The sequence below is a fragment of the Spelaeicoccus albus genome (genome assembly GCF_013409065.1).
Lineage (GTDB): Bacteria > Actinomycetota > Actinomycetes > Actinomycetales > Brevibacteriaceae > Spelaeicoccus > Spelaeicoccus albus.
On record NZ_JACBZP010000001.1, the window covers coordinates 63,266 to 87,414 of the forward strand.

Consider the following 24,149-nt stretch of genomic DNA (forward strand, 5'->3'; position numbering starts at 1 on the left):
TCGGTCTCGATAAGACGATTTTTTAACGCTAGCTGAGTTGCGCGGCGACCAAGGCCGCCAATTGCACGGCGTTGAGCGCAGCCCCCTTGCGCAGGTTGTCGTTCGCCACGAACAATGCGAGCCCGCGACCACCCGGAACTCCGGGATCCTGCCGGATCCGTCCGACATAACTCGGGTCCGTGCCCGCCGCTTCAAGCGGCGTGGGGACGTCGCTCAGCCGCACTCCCGGCGCATCGGCCAACAGCTTGGCGGCGGAATCGACGGACAAAGGCTCCTCGAACTCGGCGTTGATGCTCAAGCTGTGCCCCGTGAACACCGGTACCCGCACGCACGTACCGGATACGGGCAGGTCCGGGAGGTCAAGGATCTTCCGGCTCTCGTTGCGGAGCTTCTTTTCCTCGTCGGTCTCGAACGAGCCGTCGTCGACAACCGATCCGGCGAGCGGCAGCACGTTGAACGCAATCGGTTTGGCGTACACCGTCGGCTCGGGAAGATCGGCAGCCGAACCATCGAATGTCAGTTTGGCGGCCGACGGCGCGCCGGCGCTGATCTGCGAGCTCAGCTCGTCGACCCCTGCCAGCCCGCTGCCGGACACTGCTTGGTAGGTGCTGACGATCAAGCGCCGCAGCCGGGCCTCGTCGTGGAGCGGCTTGAGGACCGGCATCGCCGCCATTGTCGTGCAGTTCGGATTGGCGATGATGCCCTTCGGCGCGTCTTTGAGCGCTTTCGGGTTGACTTCGCTGACGACGAGCGGAACGTCCGGGTCCATTCGCCAGGCGGACGAGTTGTCGATGACAACTGCGCCGGCCGAGGCGAATCGCTCGGCCTGAGCTCGCGATGTCGCTCCCCCTGCCGAGAACAGCGCAACGTTCAGTCCGTCGGGATCTGCGGTTTCGGCGTCTTCGACGACTACTTCTTGGTCGCGCCACGTCAGCGTCCGCCCGGCCGAGCGCGATGAGGCGAAGAACCTGACCCGGTCAATGGGCATGGCGCTTTCGGCAAGCAGCTGCCGCATGACCGATCCGACCTGGCCGGTTGCGCCGACCACTCCAATGGTGATTCCCATTTCAGCGCCCCGATCCCGCATAGACGACAGCTTCGCCGTCCGTGCCTTCGAGCCCGAACGCCCGATGCGCGGCGCGCACTGCGTCATCGAGCGAGTCGGAGCGGGTGATGACGGAAATCCGGATTTCGGACGTCGAGATCATCTCGATGTTGACGCCGGCGCCGGACAGTGCTTCGAAGAGAGCGGCGGTGACGCCGGGGTGGCTGCGCATCCCCGCGCCGATCACGGACAGTTTGCCGATCTGATCGTCGTATTCGAGCGAGGAGAATCCGGACCGCGGCTTGAGTGCTTCGAGGGCTTCCACGGCACGGCGGCCTTCGGACTTCGACAACGTGAACGAGATATCCGTGCGGCCCGTGGCGGCGATCGAGATGTTCTGCACGATCATGTCGATGTCGATCTCTTTGTCGGCGACCGTGGAGAAGATCTCCGCGGCCTTGCCCGGCACGTCCGGCACGCCGACGATGGTGATTTTCGCTTCCGACCGGTCGTGCGCGACGCCGGAGATGATTGCCTGTTCCACGTCGGCTCCTTCTGTGGTTGTTGTAGCGGCCTGGGACTGGAAAGCATCGGGGATCGGGCCGTCCGTGACCCAGGTGCCCTGATGCGGCGAAAACGACGAGCGAACGTGAACGGGCACGTTGTACCGCCTGGCATATTCGACACAGCGCAGCATGAGTACTTTGGCTCCGCATGCCGCCATTTCGAGCATTTCGGAATAGCTGATCTTGTCGATCTTCGACGCGGTCGGCTCGATCCGCGGATCGGCAGTGAACACGCCGTCCACGTCGGTGTAGATCTCACACACGTCGGCGTCCAGCGACGCGGCCAGCGCAACGGCCGTCGTATCGGATCCGCCCCGGCCCAAGGTGGTGATGTTCTTCGTGTCCTGACTGACGCCTTGGAAACCGGCCACGATCGCCACGTTTCCGGCGTCGAGTGCCGAACGGATCCTGCCGGGCGTCACATCGATGATGCGGGCGCGGCCGAACGATTCGTCGGTGATGACGCCGGCCTGGCTGCCGGTGAACGACTGCGCTTCCAAGCCAAGATTCGCAATTGCCATGGCCAGCACGGCCATCGAAATGCGCTCTCCGGCCGTCAGAAGCATGTCGAGCTCGCGTGCCGGTGGAACCGGCGACACGTTTGTCGCCAGATCGATCAGGTTGTCGGTGCTGTCCCCCATCGCGGATACGACCACCACGACGTCGTGCCCGGCCTGCCGGGTTTCGACGATCCGCTTGGCCACGCGCTTGATCGATTCGGCATCGGCAACGGATGATCCACCAAACTTTTGCACAATCAAGCTCACATAGGCTCCTGGGAATTCGTTGGTATTGGACCCACCCCAGTTTACGGACTTCAGATGTGATGGCTAATCGAGAAAGCGCGCTCATGAGCGCGCACGACGCGCCTTCCCGCACCAGCATGCGGATGGCGACGGCGGCAAATCCGTTCCGGAATCACACGTCCAGAAGGCGTCGGCCCTCGAAAGCGCGACCCAGCGTGATCTCGTCGGCGTACTCCAGATCGCCGCCGACCGGGAGCCCGCTGGCGAGCCGCGTCGTCTTGATTTCCAGGGTGTGGAGCATCCGGGCCAGGTAGGTGGCTGTCGCCTCTCCTTCCAGGTTCGGATTCGTGGCAATGATCACCTCGGTCACGACGCCGTCGGCCAGCCGGGTCATGAGATCGCGGATGCGCAATTCGTCCGGGCCGATTCCTGCCATCGGGTCGATCGCGCCGCCGAGCACGTGGTAGCGGCCGCGGAATTCACGGCTTCGTTCGACGGCAACGACGTCCTTGGGCTCCTCGACGACGCAGAGGATCGTCTGATCGCGGCGGGGGTCGCGGCAAATAGCGCATTCCTCGACGTCAACGGCAACGTTTCCGCAGGTGGAACAGAAATGGGCTTGCTTTTTCACGTCCCGAAGCGCCGTGGCCAGTCGTTCCACATCGGCCGGGTCCGCGCCGAGAATGTGAAATGCGAGCCGCTGGGCGCTCTTGGGCCCGATTCCGGGCAGCCGCGAGAACTCCTCGATGAGGTCTTGGATGACGCCTTCATAAAACATGCCTACTCCTCAACCTCGTCGATGACGACACCGCCGAGGATCTTTTCGACGACGGCGGCGCCGAACAGCCCGGAATCGTCTTGATCCGGGTCGTCGTCGCTCGCCTCGTCGGTTGTATCGCCGGCCCGACCGGGCGCCGAAGCGGCCGGCCGGTCGGGGTTTGGTCCGGCCGGCGGATCAGCGGGGCCGGTATCATCGGCGCGGCCGAATTCCGGGTAGACCACGTTGCTGCCGCCGGTGCCGCTTCTCGCCGTCGGTTCGCCGTCGTGTTCGGGCCCGTCGTCGGGCGGAACCCACTCGTCGTACGTCGCGGGGGTCGGGTCGGACGGCGTGTGCCCGGCGACCGGGTTGGATTCGACGGTCTGCACCGGGTCGACTCCCGGGTCGGAGCCGGGAGCCGGACCCACCGCCCAGTCGGGCGGCGGACCGGCGCCGTCCGCCGGGGGCATGGCATTGTCGACGGGCGAGTCGCCCGCGGGGCGTGGAGCATCGTAGCGCTCGGCGACGGCCGGTCTCCCGGCGGGCGCGGAACCGGACGGGATCGGCGGGCCGATGTCCGGCCAGTCGATCCCGCTTGCATCCGGCCTGCCGCCGGCCGGGTTACCCCCTTTTGGGCCGGAGCCCGCCGCCCCGCCTGCCGCTTCGGACCTGATAGTGCACGGGATTCCGATTGCCTGCGAAATCGCTTCGGTGACGTGGCTGGCGTACTGGCCGCGAGAAAACGCGTCGGCCAACCCTTGGGTGGGAAATTGCAGCGTCAGCACGCCGTCGGTCAAGTCGTGAATTTGCGCATTTTGCGATACAAGAGCCCACGAGCCTCGACGGATGCGGGCCAGTCGGTCGAGCACGTCCGGCCACGCTCGCCGGAGAGTCTCCACCTCGGCCGGTGCCCCGGCGCGTTGCGAATCCGGACCGATTCCACCCGATGCGGGGCCGGCCGGTGCCGGCCCGGCGGGTTCGGGCGTGCCCAATTCGGAAGCAGCCGGTTCCGAACTGGCCGGACCCCGACTACTTCGGACCGAAGCGGCCGATTCCGCATCGATTGGCACGTCATCGGCTGGTTCCGGTTCGGCAGGGCCCGGCTCGACGGGATCCGGCTCGGCCGGTTCCGGCCAGTCGACTGTCGGCTGAGCCGCCTGCGCGGGCGAGTCGACGGGCGCCGCCGGTGCGGCGGCTTGGGAGGCGACAGGTTCGCGGGTGACCCGATCCTGAGCCCGGGCAGCCGGCTCCGGCTGCGCACGTCCGGTCGGCGGCGTCATCGACTGATCACCCGGCGTCAGGCCGAACCGGCGTTCGAGTCTGTCGACTCGGGCGCGAGTGCCGCGTTCGGCTTCGTCGGCGCCGGGCAGGAGCACACGTGCGCAAATCAGTTCGAGTTGAAGTCTCGGCGAGGTGGCGCCCGTCATTTCGGTCAACCCGGCGTTCACGACGTCGGCAGAGCGCGAGAGTTCGCCCGCGCCGAAATTCCTGGCCTGAATGCGCATGCGCTCGAGCTGATCGGCCGGTGTGGCGCGCAGGATTCCGCCGGCACCGTCGGGATCGGCAGCTATCACTATGAGATCGCGGAAACGCTCGAGCAGGTCTTCGACGAATCGGCGGGGATCGTGTCCCGATTCAATGACCCGGTCGACCACGCGGAACACAGTTGCACCGTCACCGACCGCGAAGGCATCCGCAACGTCGTCCAGCAGCGAGGCGTGCGTGTAGCCGAGCAAAGCGACTGCCCGTTCGTAGTCGACGCCGTCCTCGCCGGCTCCGGCCATCAACTGGTCGAGCACCGACAACGAATCGCGCACCGAGCCGCCGCCCGCCCGCACGACCAACGGCAACACGCCTTTTCCGACTACCACGCCTTCGCGGTCGCACAGCTCGGCCAAATAGTCGGTGAGACGTTCGGGCGGAACCAGTCGGAACGGATAATGGTGCGTCCGAGACCGAATGGTGCCGATCACCTTGTCCGGTTCGGTGGTGGCAAAGACGAATTTGACGTGCTCGGGTGGTTCCTCGACCAACTTGAGCAGCGCGTTGAAGCCCTGGGTCGTGACCATATGGGCCTCGTCCAGGATGAAGATCTTGTACCTGTCGCGGGCCGGGGCGAAGACTGCGCGGTCGCGGATGTCCCGCGCATCGTCGACGCCGTTGTGACTTGCCGCATCGATCTCCACGACGTCCAGGCTTCCGGGGCCGCCGGTCGCAAGATCTTGACAGCTCCGGCACACGCCGCACGGCACTGCGACGGGGCCGTTTTCACAATTCAAACAACGCGCCAAAATGCGCGCGGACGTCGTCTTGCCGCACCCGCGCGGGCCCGAAAACAAGTAGGCGTGGTTGACTCGCTGCCGACCCAAGGCCGCCATCAGCGGTTCGGTGACGTGCTCTTGCCCGATCACCTCGGCAAAGGTATCCGGACGGTAGCGGCGATACAAAGCTGTGGACACGCTTCAACCCTAACGCGTGCGGCTGACAGTCGACATGTGCCAATGGCCCGGCAGTCTGCCCGGCAGAGCGTCCGCGTGGTTATGCTCGTGACCATGGCAGGTCACTCCGATCACAGGCGGCGCAGCGTACGGGCGAGCGACCAGGACCGTGATCTCGTCGCCGAGGTGCTGCGCGAGTCCGCAGGAGACGGCCGCCTGACCATGGACGAACTCGACGAGCGCTTGGGACAGGCATTTGCCGCCGCGACCTATGGCGAGCTTGACGATCTCGTCGCCGACCTCCCGGTCACGTCCATGCCGTCCGAGGGAGCGCCGCGGATGGCGCGTCCACAGGGCTCGGACGCCGCATTGACAATTCGCGCGACTCTTGACAATCAGCACCGCTCGGGCGCGTGGCGGGTACCGGAAAAGATCGTCGCCGAACCCTTGTTCGCCAATATCAAGCTGAACTTTCTGCATGCGGCAACAGTGCCCGATCGGATCGACCTGACCATCAAGCCGGGCGCCGGGAACGTCGTCCTGATCCTCCCCGACGGGTGGGCTGTCGATACCGAGAACCTGAACAAGTCGTGGGGGTCGGTGAAGAACAAGGTGCCGGGTCCGCCGCAGCCGGGTCGCCCGGTCATCCGGGTTTCGGGAAGCGTGGGAGTTGCCTCGTTCGTCGCTCGCGGGCCGCGATTCTTCGAAGACTGAATGAAGCCCGCTCCGGCTGTCCGCTGAGCGAAAAGACCCCTCGCGTACCCGCCAGAGCCTTCTTACCCTTGCTGCCTTCCGGCCCTGGGGGAGTTCGCAGGATGACGCCACACGAGGGGTCGGATTTCAGTGTAACAACGACCCCGGCGCCGGCCCAATCCGAGACGACGCCGACCGGCCGATTCTGTAATTGGCCCGGGTATCCGGTAACGTTTCGGGCGGAGGATTCGCCTAGTGGCCTATGGCGCACGCTTGGAAAGCGTGTTGGGTTAACGCCCTCAGGGGTTCGAATCCCCTATCCTCCGCCAACTCCGCCCCGCCCGCACCAAGTGGCGGCGAACGGTTCCTTCCCGGTATCGAGTGGCGGCGAGTGGCGGCAAAATCGTCGATTTTGCCGCCACTCGCCGCCACTCGGCATGATGCGGGAGGTCCCGGGGCAGCCTACGGAGCGCCCGCGAGGCGTTCGGGTCCCGACCTCATGCACCAACCGCCGCACGGGTACGCCGGACGGCGTGCGCGGCCCCGACCAGATTCTCCAGCGCCGCCCGGGTCTCCGCATAGCCGCGGGTCTTCAGCCCGCAGTCCGGGTTCACCCACAGCCGGTCGGCCGGCGCCGACTCCAGCGCGGCACGGATCAGACCGGTGATCTCCTCGGTCGTCGGCACGCGCGGCGAATGAATGTCGTAAACGCCCGGACCGATCCCCCGCGAGAATCCTTCGGCGCGCAGATCGCTCAGCACTTCCATCCGCGAGCGGGCCGCCTCGATCGACGTGACGTCGGCGTTCAAGTCGTCGATGGCGCCAATCACCTCGCCGAATTCCGAATAGCACAAGTGCGTATGGATGCTGGTCGCGTCGGCGACACCGGAGGTGGCGAGCCGGAAGGCGCCGACCGACCAGTCGAGATAGGCCGGCCGATCCGCTGCCTTCAGCGGCAGCAACTCGCGCAACGCCGGCTCGTCGACCTGAATGATCGGAATACCCGCGGATTCCAGGTCGGCGACCTCGTCGCGCAGGGCCAGCGCGACCTGACGGGCGGTGTCTCCGAGCGGCTGATCGTCGCGCACGAACGACCAGGCCAGGATCGTCACGGGACCGGTGAGCATGCCCTTGAGCGGCTTCTCGGTCAGCGATGCGGCATACGACGCCCACGGAACGGTCATGGGTGCCGGCCGACTCACGTCGCCCCACAAGATCGACGGCCGCGTGCACCGGCTCCCGTACGATTGCACCCAGCCGTTCGCGGTGGTGGCGAACCCGTCCAGGTTCTCGGCGAAATATTGCACCATGTCGCTCCGCTCGGGCTCGCCGTGGACTATCACGTCGAGCCCGAGGTCGTGCTGGAGTTCGACGACGCGCGCGATCTCGGCGCGCATGGCGTCTCGGTATTCGTCCGCCGACAGCTCCCCCGTGCGCAGCTTCCCGCGGGCCGCGCGCACTTCGGCAGTTTGCGGGAACGAGCCGATAGTGGTCGTAGGCAGCGGCGAAAGGCCGAGCCGTCGGTCCTGCTGCAATCGTCGCCGCGCGTAATCGCCCCGTTCAAAATCTCCGGCCGCCAGCCCGGCCAGACGGCCCCGGACGACGCCGTCCCGCACGCCGGTGGCCCGCTCCCGCGACGCACCGGCCTCCGTGGCCTCCTCGATCTCGCTGCGGACCGTGTCGAACCCGTCGCGCAGCCCCCGAGCCAGCACGGCGACCTCGGCGACTTTTTCGTCGGCAAACCGCAGCCAGGACTTCAACGCGGCCGGCAACGACGGCTCGTCGTCCAGCGTGTGCGGCACGTGGAACAACGACGTCGACGTCGATACGCTCACGGAGGGCACCAGGCCGGCCAGTCGTTCCAGGACGCCGGCAGCGCGCGCTAAATCGGTACGCCAAACGTTGTGGCCGTCGACGAGACCGGCGACAACGGTTTTCCCGGCCAGGCCCGAGACGACGTCGGACGTGAGATCCGGCACGTCCCCGCGCACCAGATCGATGCCGATCGCCTCGACCGGCGTCCGAGCCAGCACCGCGAATGCGTCGCCGGCGTCCGCGTACTGCAGCGACGCAAAAATGGCGGGCCTCTCGGCTCCTATCGGCGCAGCGCCCAGCTCGGCGTACGCCGTCCGGGCTGCGCCGAGGGCCGCCGTCGAGTTCGGGCCGTCGACGACGAGTCCGGGTTCGTCGAGCTGCACCCATTCCGCGCCCGCCTCGGCCAGTCGAGCCAGCAGCCGCCGGTACGCGGCAACGACGTCGCCGAGCCGGTCGAGCGGGCGGAAGCCGGACGGCGCATCGTCCGCGGCCTTACTCAACAGCAGGAACGTGACGGGGCCGACGATGACCGGGCGCGTGGTCACGCCGTCCGCCGTAGCTTCCCGGAACTGATCGACGATCGCCGTCGAGCCCAACCGGATATCGGTATCGGGCGACAGCTCGGGGACGAGGTAGTGGTAATTGGTGTCGAACCATTTGGTCATCTCCAGCGGCGCCGTATCGGCGTTGCCGCGGGCCAGCGAAAAGTACCCGTCGAGGTCGATGCCGCCGTCCGGGCCGCGCACGCCGGAGAGCCGTTCGGGAACGGCACCGAGCGTGACGGCGGCGTCGAGCACCTGGTCGTACAGCGAGAATCCGCCGGGGATGGCGCCGGAGACCGGGTCCAGACCGAGGCGCGTCAACCGGTCGGCGGTGGAGCGGCGCAGATCGGCGGCGGCGCTGCGCAGCTGCTCGGCGTCGGTTCTGCCCGACCAGTACGATTCGAGCGCCTTTTTCAGTTCGCGCCGCGGGCCGATCCGCGGGTAGCCGAGGATCGTTCCGCTCGGAAATTGCTTGGTACCGGGATCCGTGGCGGTCGTGGTGGAAGTCGTGGTGTTAGTCATGCGATTTCACTTTCCGTCGGTGCGCCATTGCGCGCCGGCAGGTTGAGGGCATCGAGCACGGCAAGTGCCGATGAATGCTGATTGAACGTGTAGAGGTGCAAGCCCGGCGCTCCGACGTCGAGCGCGGCACGGAGCAAGCCGACCGTCGCATCGACGCCAATGCGCCGTGCGTCGGCTTCGCTGCCGGCGTGCGCCAACCGCCGGCAGAGTCGCGCGGGAGGGTCGATGCCGGCCAGCCGTGCGAGGGTGCGTACGCGGCGCAGGCTCGTCATCGGGAGGATCCCCGGGATGATCGGGATCGTGACGCCGGCGTCCCGTGCCCGTCGCACCAGCGCGGCGTACCGGGAAGCGTCGAAGAACACCTGGGTGATGGCGAAGTCCGCTCCGGCTGCCTGCTTGGCGGCCAGCACCTCGATGTCCTGTTGCCAGGTCGCCGATTCGGGGTGCCTGGTCGGATAGGCGGCCGCGCCGACGGCGATCCGGCCGGCAGCCAGTTGAGCCGCGTTCCCCCGTTCGACGTCGCGGATCAGTTCGATCAAGTCGACCGCGTGATCAACGGCTCCGTCGGGCGGCACGTAACCGTCGGGAATGTCTCCGCGCAATGCCAGGACGCCGCGAACGCCGAGGTCGAGCAGATCGGTGACGGTTCGCCGCAACGAGTTGCGGGTGCCTCCCACGCACGTCAAATGCGCCAGCGGCCGCAGCGTCGTGCGGCCGACCAGCTCGGACAATAAGGTCAACGCAGTATCGTGATTGCCGCCGTTCGCCCCGTAGGTGACGGAGACGTAGTCGGGGGCGGTGCTTTCGAGCTCGCGGATCGTCGTCCAGAGGTTTCCGGCCGCCATGCTGCGCGGCGGGAACAACTCGTACGACAAGGCGAGCCGGTTTGTGGATGGTGTGGGCATTTTCCGTCCTGGGATCGGTGTTCGGGCAAGGTCTTCGCCGGAACGAAGTCGCCCGCGTCAGGCCCGCACCCGGGGCACCCACACCCTTTCGGGTCGCTGTCGCAAGCTGTGCGTGTTCGGCCGAAACTGCCGGCCGTGCCGATCAATCTAGTGTTGCCCGGCGCCGCGGCGGAAGGGCCCGCGACATATGCCGTAACATTCCTGGCCGCTGTGCGGGTGCGGCCGGGTAGATTGAATGCGGAAAGATTCAGGACGCCGTCCTGCCCGCCAACCGTAAGGAACGTCATGCGCCGATCGACCGACGAGATTCTTGTGTCGCAGGCCGGGAGTCTGCCGCGCACCCCCGAGCTCATCGAGGCCAATGAGCAGCGCGCCGAGCAAGCCGCCCGCGCCGAAAAGACTGGAGTGCCGCTCACCGACGACTACACGGAACTGCTCGGACGCGAGGTCGCGGCCCTGGTCCAGCGCGAAAAAGACGCCGGCGTCACGGTGCCGGGTGACGGCGAGTACGGAAAATCAATGAGCTCGCCGGTCGATTACGGCGCGTGGTGGTCGTATTCGTTCCAGCGGCTATCGGGTCTGTCGCTCGGCGGTGTCGACATTTGGAAGGACGCCGAAGTGCACAGGTCGTCGCCGGGAAACGTGGTGCTGACCAGTTTCAGCGACCGGCGGGACCGGCAACTCTTCCACGATGCGTACCACGATCCCGACTCCGGGATCACGACCGGCCGCAAGGCGCAGGTGTTTCCGAAATGCACCGGCAAGATCGAATACACCGGCCAGGACGCGATTGCCGCCGATACCGCGAACTTCGTGAAGGCGCTGGACGATGCGGGAATCGAAGAGGGCTTCATGACGAGCCTGTCGCCGGGCAGCGCCTCCCGGATCGCCAATGAGTACTACGACACCGAAGACGAGTTCATGTACGCGTGCGCCGACGCCATGCGCGAAGAGTACAAGGCGATCATCGACGCCGGGCTCATCCTTCAGATCGACGACCCGTCGATCGCCGAGAACTTCGACCAGATCAATCCCGAACCGACGATCGAGGACTATCTGGCATTCACGCAAAAACGCGTCGACGCCCTCAACTACGCGCTGCGCGATCTGCCGCAGGACCGGATCCGGTTCCACTTGTGCTGGGGCAGCTGGCACGGCCCGCACACCACCGATATCGAAATGGCCGATTTGGTGCACACCATGCTGGGCATCAACGCCGGAGCGTACTTGTTCGAGGCCGGCAACGTGCGCCACGAGCACGAATGGCGGGTGTGGGACGACGTGGAGTTGCCCGACGACAAGATCATCGTGCCCGGCGTCGTCAGCCACGCCACCAACGTCGTCGAACATCCCGACCTGGTCGCCGACCGGATCGAGCGGTTCGCCCGCCGGGTCGGACGCGAACGGGTCATCGCCTCCACCGACTGCGGTCTCGGCGGCCGCGTGCACCCGCAAATCGCCTGGGCCAAGCTGGAGACCCTGGCCGAAGGGGCCAGGCGCGCCACTGCCCGGCTCTGGGGCTGATCCCCGGCCGCTGCGGCGCTCCATCGAGTGGCGGCGAATGGCTGCCGAATCAGCGATTCGGCAGCCATTCGCCGCCACTGGGCGCGGAGGAGCGGATCGGTCAGGCCAGTTTCTTGGTCGAGCGCAGTCCCAGGCTGATGACGAACGCAATGGCGACGAGCGTCACGGCCATTGCGGCAACCCCGGGCCAAGCCAGCCCGGCGAACACTGCACCGGCCACGCTGCCGCCGATCGATGAGCCAATGTAATAGCTGACCATGTAAATGGAGGCGGCTTGCGCCGCGCCGCCCACACCGGCTGACGCACGGGCGGCTACCCATCCGGACGCAAGACCGTGCGTGGCAAAGAAGCCGGCGGTCATGATGGCCGTGCCGATGATGATCACCGGGAGCGACCCGACGAGAGTCAACGCGATTCCGCCGATCGTCACAAGCGCCGCGATCGGCACAACCGCACGCTGCCCCACCTTGTCGGCGATCCGTCCGGCCAGGACGGAGGAAACACTGCCGACCGGATAGACGAGGAACACCAGGCCGGCGGCGCCCACGCTGAGTGCGAACGGCGCCGCTTCAAGTCGGAACCCGAGCGTGTTGTAGACGCCGACGAACGATCCCATCATCACCGCGGCTATGCCATAGAGCGCCAACAGAGCCGGATCGGTGAAGACCTTCACGAACTGCTTCGCCAAATACGAGACGCTCTTCGGGGCCGGGACGAAGCCGCGCGAACGCGGCAGCAATGTCAGACAGGCGATGGCGCATCCGAGTCCCATCACTCCGTTTCCCAGCAACGAGACTTGCCAGGCCGCCAACGCCCCGCCGGCGGGCCACCCCGTCCCGGCCATCTCGACGAGGCCGGCGCCGACGAGCCGTCCCAGCATGCCGCCGAGCGCCGTCCCGGCAATGTAGAGCCCCGTTGCGCCGGCAGCCAGGCCGGCGTGGACTTCTTCTTTCAAGTAGACCGCCGCAACTGCCGGCAACCCGGCAAGGACGAGCCCCTCGATGCCGCGCCCGAGCAACAGCACGTTCCACGACGGGGCAAACGCGATCACGAGCCCGCACGCCGCCGCAGCGAACAATGAAATGTGGATCAGCCGGGTGCGGCCCAGGATCTCCGACAGCGGACCGGCGATCAACAGTCCGATGCCGAGCCCGATGGTCGACACGGATACGGAATAGGTCGATTGAACCGTGCTGATGGAAAACGCCGAGGACAACTCCGGCAAGATCGCCTGCGTGCTGTAAAGCAGCGCAAATGTGGCGATTCCCGCCAAGAAGAGGGCGATGCGGATGTCCCGCAAGGACTTGTCGCCGCGGGTGTAGCCCTGCCACCGGCCGGTTTTCGAATAGCCGGTTCCCGTCCCCCCGGTTTCGGTCCGGCCGGGCGACGACGCTGAAGTCATGGTTCCATCGTGCTTGCCTGCCGACTATTTGTGAAATGCATATCATGATGATTTTCCATGCAAGATACGCATATAGACTAAGAACGTGAATTCCGACCAACTCGCGGCATTCGTCCACGTCGCCGAGACCGAGAACGTCACGGAGGCGGCGGCGGTGCTGAAACTCTCGCAACCGACAGTGTCGCGAATGATCAACCGCTTGGAATCGGAACTCGCCACGGCGTTATTCGACAGGGTCGGTCGCCGTCTGCACGTGAACCGGAAGGGAAGGGATTTCCTTCCGCATGCCCGAGCCGCGCTTGCTGCCTTGAGCGGCGGCGTCGAATCGGTGCGCACCCTGGACGACCCCGATCGCGGCCGGTTGCGCATTGGATTTCTACATTCACTCGGCGTCTGGCTCGTGCCGGGTCTGCTGCGCGATTTCCGCGCGGAAGCCCCGGCCGTGACTTTCGAACTGTTCCAAGGTGCGGCCAGGACCACATTGGACAAGTTGCTCCATGGCGAGCTCGACGTCGCGTTCACCGGGCCAAAACCCGAAGACGCAGCATTGGGCTGGCAACAGCTCTACCGGCAGCAGCTCGTCGTAGCGGTTCCGCCGAACCATCCGCTTGTCGGACTGAGGCGATGCGTCACGCTCGCCGACGTCGTGGGCCACCCGTACCTGGCGATGACGCCGGGGCACGGCATGCGCCGTTTGACCGATGCGCTGTTCACTCGCGACGGCCTCGAACCGGACATCGCGTTCGAAGGCTCCGATATCGAGACGTTGCGCGGCTTGGCCGCCGCCGGGCTCGGCGTCGCAATAGTTCCGCGCGCGCACCGACTCCAGCCATCGACCGCCGTCGAGCTGCCTCTCGGCGGCCCCGGAGCGTATCGGGACGTCGGGATCGCCTGGACCGAGACCGGCAGGGCAACCCCGGTAGCCGCCCGGTTCCGTCGCTTTGCCGTGGAACACCAGATACGGTGATAGAGATCGCGCGCGCACGTCGTCCGTGTGCGCGCTCTGCGTCTACTCGCGAGGAGAATCGTTCATGCCGGCGGACAATCCGTTTTTCGAAACCAGCGCGCTGCCCTATCAGCTGCCGCCGTTCGACGTCATCGACGACTCGCATTATCTGCCCGCCTTCGAACGCGGATTCGCCGAACAGCTCGCCGAAATCGACGAGATCACGGGCAGCGACGAGCCCGCCACGTTCGCCAATACGGTTGCGGCGTTCGAAAAGTCCGGACTGCTGCTCACCCGAGTCGCCAACACGTTCTTCGCGCTGCACTCCTCCGATGCCACCCCGGAGATGGAGGCGATCGATGAAGAGGTCACGCCGCGCTTTGCCGCGCACCGCGACGCCATTCGGATGAACCGCGCCCTCTACCGGCGCCTCACGGCCATCGACGCGGACGCCGAGAACCTGGACGCCGAATCGCGCCGGCTACTGGACAAAATGCGCAAAGACTTCGTTCGCTCCGGCGCCGAACTCGACGACGCCCAGCAAGATGAATTGCGCGCCATGAACACCGAACTGGCGTCGCTGACCAGCGAGTTCGGCCGGAAGCTGCTTGCCGACACCAATGACTCCGCGCTCGTCGTCGACGACCCGGCCGAACTCGACGGCCTCTCCGCCGACGCCGTGAGCGCCGCAGCTCACGCGGCCGACGAACTCGGACGATCCGGCTCCTACGCCCTGCCGCTGGTACTGCCGACCGTGCAGCCGGACCTGGCGGTGCTCACGAACCCGGAAACCCGCCGAGCACTGTTCGACGCCTCGATAGTTCGCGGCGCCCGCGCCAATGAGAACGACACCCGCAAGCTGGTCAGCCGCATCACGTCGCTGCGATCACGCCGGGCCAAGCTGCTCGGGTACCAAACGCACGCCGATCTGCAGATCGAAGACCAAACCGCCGGAACCCCCGAAGCGGCCGGCGCCATGTTGTCCGAGCTGGCACCACCGGCAGTGGCCAACGGACGCCGCGAACTCGCCCAGCTCGCCGAACAATCCGACAGCGACACGGCTGTCGACCCGTGGGACGTCCACTTCTTGTCCGAAGAGTTCCGCAGGGAGCGGCTCAGCATCGACACCGCCGCGTTCCGGCCGTATTTCGAGCTCGACCGAGTGCTGTTCGACGGCGTGTTCTACGCGGCGAACCGGCTGTACGGCATCACGTTCGACGAGCGGACGGACCTGCCGACCTACCATGACGGCGTCCGGACTTTCGAAGTCCACGACGCCGACGGCAGTGAGCTCGGCCTGTTCCTGGGCGACTATTTCACTCGGCCGACCAAGCGCGGCGGAGCCTGGATGACCAGCTTCGTGGACCAGTCGACGTTGCTGGGGCAAAAACCCGTGGTGGTCAACAATCTCAATATCCCCGAGCCGGCGGACGGCGAAACGACGCTTCTCACGCTCGACCAGGTGCGCACCATGTTCCACGAGTTCGGTCATGCGCTGCACGGGCTGTTCTCGAACGTGACGTTCCCGAGCCTCTCGGGAACGAACGTGCCGCGCGACTTCGTCGAGTACCCGTCGCAGGTCAACGAAATGTGGATGGTCTGGCCCGAGGTGATCACGAATTACGCTCGCCACTACGAGACCGACGAGCCCATGCCGGTCGAATGGATCGACAAGATCGTCGAGGCACGACGGTTCGGTCAGGGGTACGCCACCACCGAATATCTGGCCGCCGCCATGCTCGACCTGGTCTGGCACTCCTTGGAGGACGGCGAGTCGATCGACGATCCGATCACATTTGAAGCGCAAGCGCTGGACGCGGCCGGCCTGCACGTTCCGGCGATCCCGCCGCGCTATCGCAGCTGCTATTTCAACCACATCTTTGCCGGCGGGTATTCGGCCGGCTACTACTCCTACATCTGGAGCGAGGTGCTCGACGCCGACACCGTCGAATGGTTCAAGGAAAACGGCGGTCTCGGCCGCGTCGGCGGCGACTACTTCCGCGAAACGCTGCTCAGCCGCGGCGGCAGCGTCGATCCGATGGACGCCTTCCGGAACTTCCGCGGCCGCGACCCGCAAATCGCGCCGTTGTTGCGCAGGCGCGGCCTGAACCGGGACTGATCCGGCGTCCGCTCCGCGCCGGCCGGACGACGTCCGCGTCGCGCCGACCGGGCGCGGGCCGGTAAGGTGAAAAGACAAACAGTGACACGGGGTGCCGCCGCGCGGCTGAGAGCAGACCCGTCGAACCTGATCTAGTTCGAACTAGCGAAGGGATGTCGCGATGGACGTCGCATACACCTCCGAAGTATTGGCACGGGTGCGGGCTACCAATCCGCTCGTCCAGTGCCTGACCAATTCCGTCGTCACCGGATTCACGGCCAATGTGCTGCTGGCTTTGGGCGCCTCGCCGGCCATGACCGACGTGCCGCGCGAGTCCGGTCCGTTCGCCGAGATCGCCTCGGCCGTGCTGATCAATACCGGCACGCCGCACGCCGAACAGCGCAATGCCATGGCCGAGGCGGCAAAGGCCGCGCACCGGGCCGGAACGCCGTGGGTGCTCGATCCGGTAGCGGTCGGCAGCCTCCCGGTGCGCACGGCCCTTGCCCGCGGGCTGCTCGACTTCCGTCCGACGGCCGTGCGCGGCAACCCCTCCGAGATCATCGCGCTTGCGGAATTGGGCGGCGGCGGTCGCGGCACCGACGCCATCGATACGCCGGACGACGCGCTGCCGGCCGGGGCAGCGCTTGCCGCGTCGTGCGGCGCCGTCACTGCCGTGTCCGGTCGCGTCGATCTGGTCACGGACGGCACTCGAGTGATCCGGTCGGCGTCCGGCACGTCGCTGTTGACGAAGATCACCGGCGGCGGGTGCGCCCTCGGCGCCGTCACGGCGGCATTCCTGGCCGTGGCCGGGGCCGACCGTAGCGGCGGCGAACCGGCCGACGGCCCGGGTGCCGTCTTGAACGCTACGGCCGCCGCAACCGTGGTCTATACCGCCGCTGCCGAAATGGCCGCCGAATCCGCCGGAGGGCCGGGCACGTTCGCCGGGCTTTTCCTCGACGCGCTCGCCGCAGTGGACACCGCCGACATCGAGCGTCGGGCGGCGCTGTCATGACGGCGGCGGGCAGCGGAATCTACCTGGTCACCGACGCCGGGCAGTGCGGACGGCGCGGCGTCGTTGCCACGGTCGGGGCGGCGATCGACGGCGGCGTACGCACGATCCAAGTCCGCAATAAAAGTGCCGGCGGCCGCGAACTCTTCGACGAGGTGACCGCCGTTGCCGACGCAGCCGGCGACCGGGCGTTCGTGCTCGTCGACGACCGCGTCGACGTCTACCTTGCCGCGCGGGCGGCCGGAGCAGCCGTCCACGGAGTCCACGTCGGCCAGGACGATCTCCCGGTGGAACTGGTTCGCGAGATTGTCGGCCCGCAGGCCGTCGTCGGTCTGACCGCGAATTCGGATGCGCACGCGGCCGCAGCCCTCCGGATGCCGCCCGGCACCGTGGATTATCTGGGAGTGGGCGCGATCCGCGCCACATCGACCAAACCGGACCATCCCACCCCGCTCGGCGTCGCCGGATTCGCCCGGTTCGCGGCCACGGCGTCGCTTCCGTGCGTGGCGATCGGCGGAATCGGCCGTGCCGACGTTCCCGCGCTGAAACAAGCCGGCGCCGCAGGCGTGGCGGTCGTGTCCGCCATCTGCGCGTCGACCGACCCGGAACGAGCCGCCCGCGATCTCGTGACTGGGTGGGCTTCATGACCCTGCCCCGAGTCCTCAGCATCGCCGGCACGGATCCGACCGGCGGCGCCGGCATCCAGGCGGATCTGAAATCGATTGCGGCAGTGGGCGGGTTCGGCATGGCTGCCGTGACGGCCCTTGTTGCGCAAAACACGCGCGGAGTGCGTTCGGTGCACACTCCCCCTCCGTCGTTCCTGCGGCAGCAGCTGGACGCCGTGAGCGCAGACGTCCGGATCGACGCCGTCAAGATCGGCATGTTGGGCGGCGCCGATGTGGTGCGCACGGTTACCGACTGGCTTAGCGAGGCCAAGCCGCCCATCGTCGTCCTCGACCCCGTCATGGTGGCCACGAGCGGCGACCGGCTGCTCGCCAAGTCGTCGGAGGACGCCGTCCGGAGCCTTGCGACGGTTGTCGACCTGGTGACGCCCAATCTTGCTGAACTAGCGGTGCTGACCGGGTCGGCGGAAGCAACGCAATGGCACGACGCGCTCGCACAAGGCCGCCAATTGGCCGATTCCTGCGGCGTCCGGGTACTGGTGAAGGGCGGACATCTCGGCGGTCCGGCCTGCCCCGATGCCTTGATTTCCGGATCCGGCTCGCCGTTCGTCGTCGACGGGCCTCGGATCACGGCGACGACGACGCACGGCACCGGTTGCTCGATGTCGTCGGCGCTGGCCACGCTGCGGGCATCGCGGGGCAGCTGGGAAGACGCCCTGACCGAGACCAAGGCCTGGCTGACCGACAGCATTCGGCACGGCCCCGAGTTGCACGTGGGGTCCGGCAACGGCCCGGTCCATCACTTCCATGCGCTGTATGAACGAGCGGGGCTGGGCGAACGGGCGGAGCCGGGCGGCCTGGCGGAGCCGGAGCCCGCCGCAGTTGCCGCGGCGCCGCCGGCCGGCCCCGAGACCGCCGCGCTCTGGCGGGACACCGAGCCGGTCCGGCGGCAGATCGACGCCCTGGATTTCGTTCGCGGACTCGGCGACGGAACGCTTGCCGAAGAGCACTTCACCTATTATCTGGCGCAAGACGCGATGTACCTGCGCGATTACAGCCGCGCCTTGGCCCGGGCCAGCCAGCTCGCCCCGACTGCCGGCGAGCAAGCATTTTGGGCCCGGGCGGCATGCGGAGCGATCACCGAAGAGGGCGAACTGCATCGAACGTGGCTCGCCGGTCACCCCGCGGATCCGGGCCGCGGCCGCGCGCTCGACGCGTACGCCGGGCTGCTGCGCGAGTCCGGCGGGACCTATCCGCAACTTGTCGCCGCCGTGCTGCCGTGTTTTTGGATTTACCAGGACGTCGGCGCGCGCCTGCACGCACGGCGCACCGACGGCCATCCATACGCGGCATGGCTCGACACGTACGCCGATCCGGAGTTTGCCGCGTCCGTGACGACGGCAATCGGATACGCGGAGACCGCGCTGGCCGGAGCCCCGGGCGAGGAACGGGCAGCGGCCGCCGACGCTTTCGCCGCAGCCGCCTCATTGGAACGGGATTTCTTCGCTGCGCCCATGGAGCGATGAACGGGTGATCACAATCCGTCATCGAATACGTACACGCCCGGCGTCGCCTGCCGGGGTTGTGGGCAAGCGGCCCCGTAGACTTGGTGGGTGATTTTCAAAGGCATCGGCGACTCGCGACCCTACCCCGACCATGGGCTGGCATCGCCGAAACAGTGGGCCGATGTTCCGCCGCGGCAGATCCGTTTGGATGAGCTCGTCACGACGAAATCGACATTGAGTCTCGACACTTTGCTGGCCGAGGACTCAACGTTTTTCGGCGATCTGTTCGCCCACGTCGTGCAATGGCGCGGCGATTTGTACCTCGAAGACGGCCTGCACCGGGCCGTCCGCGCCGCACTGCACCAGCGTGCGATTCTGCACGCCCGCGTTCTCGTGTTGGACGATTAGGGGCGCCCCCGTGTCCCTTCCGGATGGCCGCTCCGGCGGCCGGCGACGGTACCGGGTCAGGCACATCGTTGTGCTCTCCCTCATCGCGCTGCTTCTGCTTGCGGCCGCCGGGTACAGCGTCGGTACTCTGACGCTCGGCTGGTCGTCCCCGCTGGATGCTTGGGCCGCAAAACGGCACGCCTGCGACACGACGGCCGTCAAAGCGGCGCCGCAGCCGGTGGACATTCGCGTGTTCAACGCGTCAAAACGAGCCGGACTAGCGGGCCGGACGGCGCGCAAGCTCAAGAAGCGCGGGTTCGCCATCGTGCAGGTCGCCAACGACTCCGATGGCCCGCGACACGGCAAACAAGTACGGATCCGGTATTCCGGCAATTCCAAGCCGCAAGCGCTGACGCTCGCCTCGCAATTCCGCAGCGTCGATATGAAGAAGGTCTCCGGCGACGACGACGTCGTCGATGTCGTCTTGGGCGGCAAGTTCACGAAATTGCGCAGGAGCCGGGCCGTCAAGGCGGAATTGAAGACTCCGCGGCCCTTGCCGTGCAATTCGGCGACAAGCAATTCACCAACGGCTACGTCGTCCGCCTCACCGACCGGGACGCCGCGCAGCGACCGGTCGCCGAAACCCGCAGGATCGCCGTCTGGCCACTAAGCGGGCTCGCGCGCCGTGCCGGGGATGCCGCACAATTGGAGGCATGCATGCAAATACCGAACGAGTCAGTGCTGCCCTCGAGGCGGCCCATATCGCCGGCCGCCCCCGCCGGCTCGATAGCGGCGCCACCACCGCTGCGGCAGCGGCCGCGCTTCTCGGCTGCGACGTCGGCGCCATCGCCAACAGCCTCGTCTTCACGGCCGACGACGGGATAATTCTCGTCATGACATCCGGCGCGCATCGCGTCGATACCGAGTATTTTGCCGGCGCAATCGGCGCGGGACGGGTCGGACGCGCAAGCGCCGACCAGGTTCGAAGCGCGACGGGACAGCCGATCGGCGGCGTCGCGCCGACCGGTCATCCGGCACCCGTGACGACGTACGTCGATCCGGCTCTGGCGGAGTACCCCACGATCTGGGCCGCCGCGGGCACCCCGGACACCGTCTTCCCGCTGGCTTATGACGAGTTGGTGCGCCTGACGAACGGAACCGAGCAGCCCGTCGTCCCGAGCGCCGCCGGGAAGTCCGCGGATGCCGGGTCGGCTCCGGATGAGTCTGGGCAGGGCGGCCAGCGATGAGCCGTCCGATCAACGCTCAATACGCACTGCGCGGAAGCGGCAACTACGACGTCATCCTTGCTCTTTTCGTGGCCATCCTGCTCATTTCCAATATTGGGGCCACCAAGCTGATCGCCTTTGGACCCATCATCACCGATGGCGGCGCCTATCTCTTTCCGTTGGCCTATGTGATCGGCGATATTCTCAGCGAGGTCTACGGATTCAAGGCAGCCCGCCGCGCCGTCATGATCGGCTTCGGCGTTCTGGTCTTGGCGGTCGTGGTGTTCTGGCTGGTTCAAATCTCGCCGCCGGCCGCCGATTATCATCACCAAAAGGCGTACGAAGCCGTTGTCGGCTTTGTGCCGCGGCTGGCTCTTGCCGGCATCTGCGGGTATTTCGTCGGGCAACTTCTCAACTCGTACGTCTTGGTCCGGCTCAAAGAGCGCACCTTGGAAAAGAAGCTCTGGGTGCGCCTGCTCGGCTCCACGGGGGTCGGGGAGCTCGCCGACACGCTGGTGTTCTGCACTATCGCGTTCTACGGCGTCCTGACCGGCTGGAACTTCCTCAACTACGTAGTTGTCGGTTACGTCTACAAATGCGCCGTGGAGATCATCGTCATGCCGATCACTTATCAAGTGTGCAAATTCGTCAAACGCCGCGAACCGACGTACGCGGCGCGCGGCTCCGAGACCGACACCATCGCGGCCTAGGGTCGAGGCTGCCCGCCCGTTTCCTCTCCTCCCCTGTTCCGCGTGGGTGTCGGTGTTCCGCGTGGGTGTCGGTGTTCCGCGTGGGTGTCCAGCACGTAATACACCTACGCGGAGTACCGGGCCGCACGCGGAACGAACTTACGCGCACGCGGAACAAGCCAAAGTTCGCGCTGAATCCTGGTCGTCGACGAAGTGACGATCCGGCTTGACGGCACATTTGCCCTGCACCGCCGCGCTATCCACAATTCAGCAATCGCTCCTGGCCAGTTGTCGGCGACAGTCGCACCCTGAACCTATGATTACGACAGATAATCCGGCGCTTGCTCAGATCTTTGCCGCGCGCGAAACTTTATCGTTCGGCGAGTTACGATCGGCAGGCTTGAGCAGCGCGCTTATCCGGCTGTCGCTGACGCGCCGGGCACTGGTCCGGATCGGGCGCGACATCTACACGCTTGGGCCGGAATGGGCCGATCTCGACACGTATGTGCGAGCAGGCAGGCGGATCCGTAGCATGGCGCGGCGAAGTGAGGCGACGAAGACCGCGAGCGGAATCGCCGTCGGGCCGTCAGCCGCCGTTCTCTGGGGCGCCGACCTTTTGCACGTGCCGACACTCGTGCATCTGGCCGGCGAAGCGCGGTACGGTCGACGGTCGGCCGACGGCGTCGTGGTGCACGGTTTCGCGCTTCACCCCGACGAAGTGACGTCACTCGGCGGCGTTCTCGTCACCACTCGCGAGCGCACTTTGATTGATTGTGCGGCGATGCTTTCGCGCGAAGAGGCGGTCGTCGTCGTCGATAGCCTGCTTCATGCCGGGGCCAGGAAACACGTGGCCCGAGAACTTTTCCGTCGGCATCGACGAATCGGCGCCGCAAATATCCGGTGGGCGCTCGACTTCGGCAACGGCTTAGCGGAATCCGCCGGAGAAAGCCGGGCCCGGTATGCGTTCAATCTGCTCGGGCTTCCCGCTCCGGAGCTGCAGGTCGTGTTGGAGACGCGGCGCGGCAGCGTCCGGCTCGATTTCCGTTGGAAGAAGTACAGATTGGTCTGCGCTTTCGACGGCAAGGTCAAATACGGCAAATATGCCAATGGCGACCCACAAAACGTCGCATGGAACGAACGTCAACGTGAATTGGCGATCATCGATACCGATCATGAGGTCTTCCGGCTGATATGGCCCGACTTGTCGAACCTGCAACTGATCAATCGTCGTTTTCTTGATGCCAGGGATCGGGCGATTCGCCGCTTCGGCCTTATCGTGTGATTTGCGTCGCGGGTGCCCGGCGCCCGGCCTGTTGCCCAGGCGCGTCCCGTTCCGCGTGGGTGTCGGTGTTCCGCGTGGGTGTACAACACGTAATACGCCTACGCGGAGTACCGAGCCGCACGCAGAACGAACTGACGCGCCGGGCACTCGTCCGGATCGGGCGCGACATCTATCTACACGCTTGGCCAGAGAACTGTTCCGTACACGCGGCAGCGGCGGCCATTTACGCGTAGTACCGACCCAGGAACTCCTGTTTGAACGCAAAGAACGTGCCGGCGTCGATACTGGCCCGGATATCGTCGACCAAACGGATCACGAAGCGTTCGTTGTGGATTGTGGCAAGCGTCGCCGCGAGCCGCTCTTTGGCCTTGAACAAATGGTGCAGGTAGGCCCGGGAGTAGTTGGCGCACGTATAGCAGTCGCAGCCGTCGTACACCGGGCCGAACTCCCGCTTGTGCTTGGCGCCGGTGACGTTGAATCGGCCGTCCGGCGAATAGACAGCCCCGTTACGAGCCACCCGGGACGGTGACACGCAGTCAAATGTGTCAGTACCGTTCTCGATCGCCGTGAACATGTCGTCCGGTTCGGAAATGCCCAGCAGGTGCCGGGGTTTGTCCTCCGGAAGCTCTTCGCTCACCCAACGGACAATAGTGCCGAGATTCTCCTTCTCCAAGGCGCCTCCGATGCCGTAGCCGTCGAAATCCATGGCGCCAAGATCCCGGGCCGCTTGACGCCGCAGGTCCTCGTATTGGGCTCCTTGCAGCACCCCGAAGAGCGCTTGATAGGGCCGGTACGACCGTTCGGCCGTCAACCTGGCGTGCTCGGTCAGGCAACGTTCGGCCCACAGCCGAGTGCGTTCGAGCGACGACTCCTGGTAACTGCGCGTGTTCATCAGGGTCGTGAGTTCGTCGAACGCGAACATGACGTCGGCGCCCAGCCGGTGCTGTACCTGCATCGAGACCTCCGGGGTGAACCGGTGCATCGATCCGTCAAGGTGCGATTTGAACGTCACCCCGTCATCGTCGACATGTGCCAGCCGGGTCTTGCCCTCGGCGATCACCTCGTCACTGCGCACTCCGGTTTTGTCCATGGCAATGACCTTTTTGAACCCGGCTCCGAGCGACATCACCTGGAAACCGCCCGAATCGGTGAACGTCGGCCCGGGCCAATTCATGAACCGGCCGAGCCCGCCGGCTTCATCGATGAGGTCCGAGCCGGGCTGCAGGTACAGGTGATATGCGTTCGCCAGCACCGCCTGCCCGCCGAGCGCCGAAACCGCCTCGGGCACCACCGCCTTCACCGTCGCCTTGGTGCCCACCACGATGAACGCCGGCGTTTCGATCCGGCCGTGCGGGGTGCGGATAGTTCCGGTGCGGCCCAGAAAGCCGTCGCCCATGGTGTTCCGGACGTCGAATCCGAACTCCGCACG

The 24,149-nt window shown here is 66.3% G+C and carries 20 protein-coding genes, 1 tRNA gene, 1 other RNA gene and 1 riboswitch; of the genes, 13 read left to right on the forward strand and 9 right to left on the reverse strand.

Going from position 1 to position 24,149, the window contains the following annotated elements; translation table 11 throughout:
* Positions 1-28 precede the first annotated feature (28 nt).
* From BJY26_RS00285 to BJY26_RS00300, 4 genes are all read right to left on the reverse strand, one after another.
* Positions 29-1,087 (reverse strand): aspartate-semialdehyde dehydrogenase, encoded by a 1,059-nt coding sequence (locus tag BJY26_RS00285; protein ID WP_244953880.1) that lies wholly within the window; start codon positions 1,085-1,087, stop codon positions 29-31.
* Positions 1,068-2,378, reverse strand: a complete 1,311-nt coding sequence (locus tag BJY26_RS00290; protein WP_179424676.1) for an aspartate kinase — start codon at positions 2,376-2,378, stop codon at positions 1,068-1,070. The genes BJY26_RS00285 and BJY26_RS00290 overlap by 20 nt, the downstream gene beginning before the upstream one ends.
* A 151-nt stretch (positions 2,379-2,529) precedes the next feature.
* Positions 2,530-3,135, reverse strand: coding sequence for a recombination mediator RecR (gene recR, locus BJY26_RS00295; RefSeq protein WP_179424678.1), 606 nt, complete (start codon positions 3,133-3,135; stop codon positions 2,530-2,532).
* Positions 3,136-3,137: 2 nt separating this feature from the next.
* A complete protein-coding gene (locus BJY26_RS00300) occupies positions 3,138-5,573 on the reverse strand; it encodes a DNA polymerase III subunit gamma and tau (RefSeq protein ID WP_179424680.1) in 2,436 nt (811 codons plus the stop codon).
* A 93-nt stretch (positions 5,574-5,666) separates the two neighbouring features.
* Here BJY26_RS00300 and BJY26_RS00305 point away from each other — a divergent pair, with 93 nt between their 5' ends.
* Positions 5,667-6,266, forward strand: coding sequence for a DUF1707 SHOCT-like domain-containing protein (locus BJY26_RS00305; RefSeq protein WP_179424682.1), 600 nt, complete (start codon positions 5,667-5,669; stop codon positions 6,264-6,266).
* 28 nt (positions 6,267-6,294) lie between these two features.
* On the opposite strand, the gene ffs is transcribed toward BJY26_RS00305, so the two are convergent.
* Positions 6,295-6,390, reverse strand: an RNA gene (gene ffs / locus BJY26_RS00310) — signal recognition particle sRNA small type.
* Positions 6,391-6,486: 96 nt separating this feature from the next.
* Here ffs and BJY26_RS00315 point away from each other — a divergent pair.
* Positions 6,487-6,574 (forward strand) — tRNA-Ser (locus BJY26_RS00315).
* A gap of 168 nt (positions 6,575-6,742) precedes the next feature.
* Here BJY26_RS00315 and metE read toward each other — a convergent pair.
* Complete coding sequence (gene metE / locus BJY26_RS00320) at positions 6,743-9,124, reverse strand: 5-methyltetrahydropteroyltriglutamate--homocysteine S-methyltransferase (RefSeq protein ID WP_179424684.1); 2,382 nt, start codon at positions 9,122-9,124, stop codon at positions 6,743-6,745.
* Positions 9,121-10,029 (reverse strand): methylenetetrahydrofolate reductase, encoded by a 909-nt coding sequence (locus BJY26_RS00325; protein ID WP_179424686.1) that lies wholly within the window; start codon positions 10,027-10,029, stop codon positions 9,121-9,123. The genes metE and BJY26_RS00325 overlap by 4 nt, the downstream gene beginning before the upstream one ends.
* 285 nt (positions 10,030-10,314) lie before the next feature.
* Here BJY26_RS00325 and BJY26_RS00330 point away from each other — a divergent pair, with 285 nt between their 5' ends.
* Complete coding sequence (locus BJY26_RS00330; RefSeq protein ID WP_179424688.1) at positions 10,315-11,553, forward strand: cobalamin-independent methionine synthase II family protein; 1,239 nt, start codon at positions 10,315-10,317, stop codon at positions 11,551-11,553.
* A 100-nt stretch (positions 11,554-11,653) separates the two neighbouring features.
* Here the strand turns inward: BJY26_RS00330 and BJY26_RS00335 are convergent, their stop codons facing one another.
* The gene (locus BJY26_RS00335) at positions 11,654-12,955 is read right to left on the reverse strand and encodes an MFS transporter (protein ID WP_179424690.1); all 1,302 of its coding nucleotides are present in this window, start codon (positions 12,953-12,955) and stop codon (positions 11,654-11,656) included.
* Positions 12,956-13,040: 85 nt separating this feature from the next.
* On the opposite strand from BJY26_RS00335, the gene BJY26_RS00340 reads away from it, so the two are divergent.
* From BJY26_RS00340 to BJY26_RS00385, 10 genes are all read left to right on the forward strand, one after another.
* Entirely contained in the window at positions 13,041-13,922 is an 882-nt protein-coding gene (locus BJY26_RS00340) for a LysR family transcriptional regulator (RefSeq protein ID WP_179424692.1), read from the forward strand.
* 64 nt (positions 13,923-13,986) lie between these two features.
* Positions 13,987-16,020 (forward strand): M3 family metallopeptidase, encoded by a 2,034-nt coding sequence (locus BJY26_RS00345; protein WP_179424694.1) that lies wholly within the window; start codon positions 13,987-13,989, stop codon positions 16,018-16,020.
* A gap of 77 nt (positions 16,021-16,097) precedes the next feature.
* Positions 16,098-16,190, forward strand: a riboswitch (TPP riboswitch).
* Positions 16,181-17,011, forward strand: a complete 831-nt coding sequence (gene thiM / locus BJY26_RS00350; protein WP_179424696.1) for a hydroxyethylthiazole kinase — start codon at positions 16,181-16,183, stop codon at positions 17,009-17,011. Its footprint overlaps the riboswitch before it by 10 nt.
* On the forward strand, positions 17,008-17,655 hold the full coding sequence (gene thiE, locus BJY26_RS18855; protein WP_179424698.1) for a thiamine phosphate synthase: 648 nt from the start codon (positions 17,008-17,010) through the stop codon (positions 17,653-17,655). The genes thiM and thiE overlap by 4 nt, the downstream gene beginning before the upstream one ends.
* Positions 17,652-19,157, forward strand: a complete 1,506-nt coding sequence (locus BJY26_RS00360) for a bifunctional hydroxymethylpyrimidine kinase/phosphomethylpyrimidine kinase (protein WP_179424700.1) — start codon at positions 17,652-17,654, stop codon at positions 19,155-19,157. Before thiE ends, BJY26_RS00360 begins: the two co-directional genes overlap by 4 nt.
* An 87-nt stretch (positions 19,158-19,244) precedes the next feature.
* Positions 19,245-19,544, forward strand: coding sequence for a type II toxin-antitoxin system VapB family antitoxin (locus BJY26_RS00365; protein WP_179424702.1), 300 nt, complete (start codon positions 19,245-19,247; stop codon positions 19,542-19,544).
* Between the two features lie 10 nt (positions 19,545-19,554).
* A complete protein-coding gene (locus tag BJY26_RS00370; RefSeq protein WP_179424704.1) occupies positions 19,555-20,193 on the forward strand; it encodes a LytR C-terminal domain-containing protein in 639 nt (212 codons plus the stop codon).
* Positions 20,194-20,236: 43 nt separating this feature from the next.
* A complete protein-coding gene (locus BJY26_RS00375; protein ID WP_179424706.1) occupies positions 20,237-20,770 on the forward strand; it encodes a YbaK/EbsC family protein in 534 nt (177 codons plus the stop codon).
* The gene (locus BJY26_RS00380; protein WP_179424708.1) at positions 20,767-21,459 is read left to right on the forward strand and encodes a queuosine precursor transporter; all 693 of its coding nucleotides are present in this window, start codon (positions 20,767-20,769) and stop codon (positions 21,457-21,459) included. The genes BJY26_RS00375 and BJY26_RS00380 overlap by 4 nt, the downstream gene beginning before the upstream one ends.
* Positions 21,460-21,754: 295 nt before the next feature.
* Positions 21,755-22,720: a hypothetical protein gene (locus BJY26_RS00385; protein WP_179424709.1), complete on the forward strand. Its 966-nt coding sequence runs from the start codon at positions 21,755-21,757 to the stop codon at positions 22,718-22,720.
* Between the two features lie 223 nt (positions 22,721-22,943).
* Here BJY26_RS00385 and tgt read toward each other — a convergent pair whose 3' ends face one another.
* Positions 22,944-24,116, reverse strand: a complete 1,173-nt coding sequence (tgt, locus tag BJY26_RS00390) for a tRNA guanosine(34) transglycosylase Tgt (RefSeq protein ID WP_179429675.1) — start codon at positions 24,114-24,116, stop codon at positions 22,944-22,946.
* Positions 24,117-24,149: the final 33 nt, after the last annotated feature.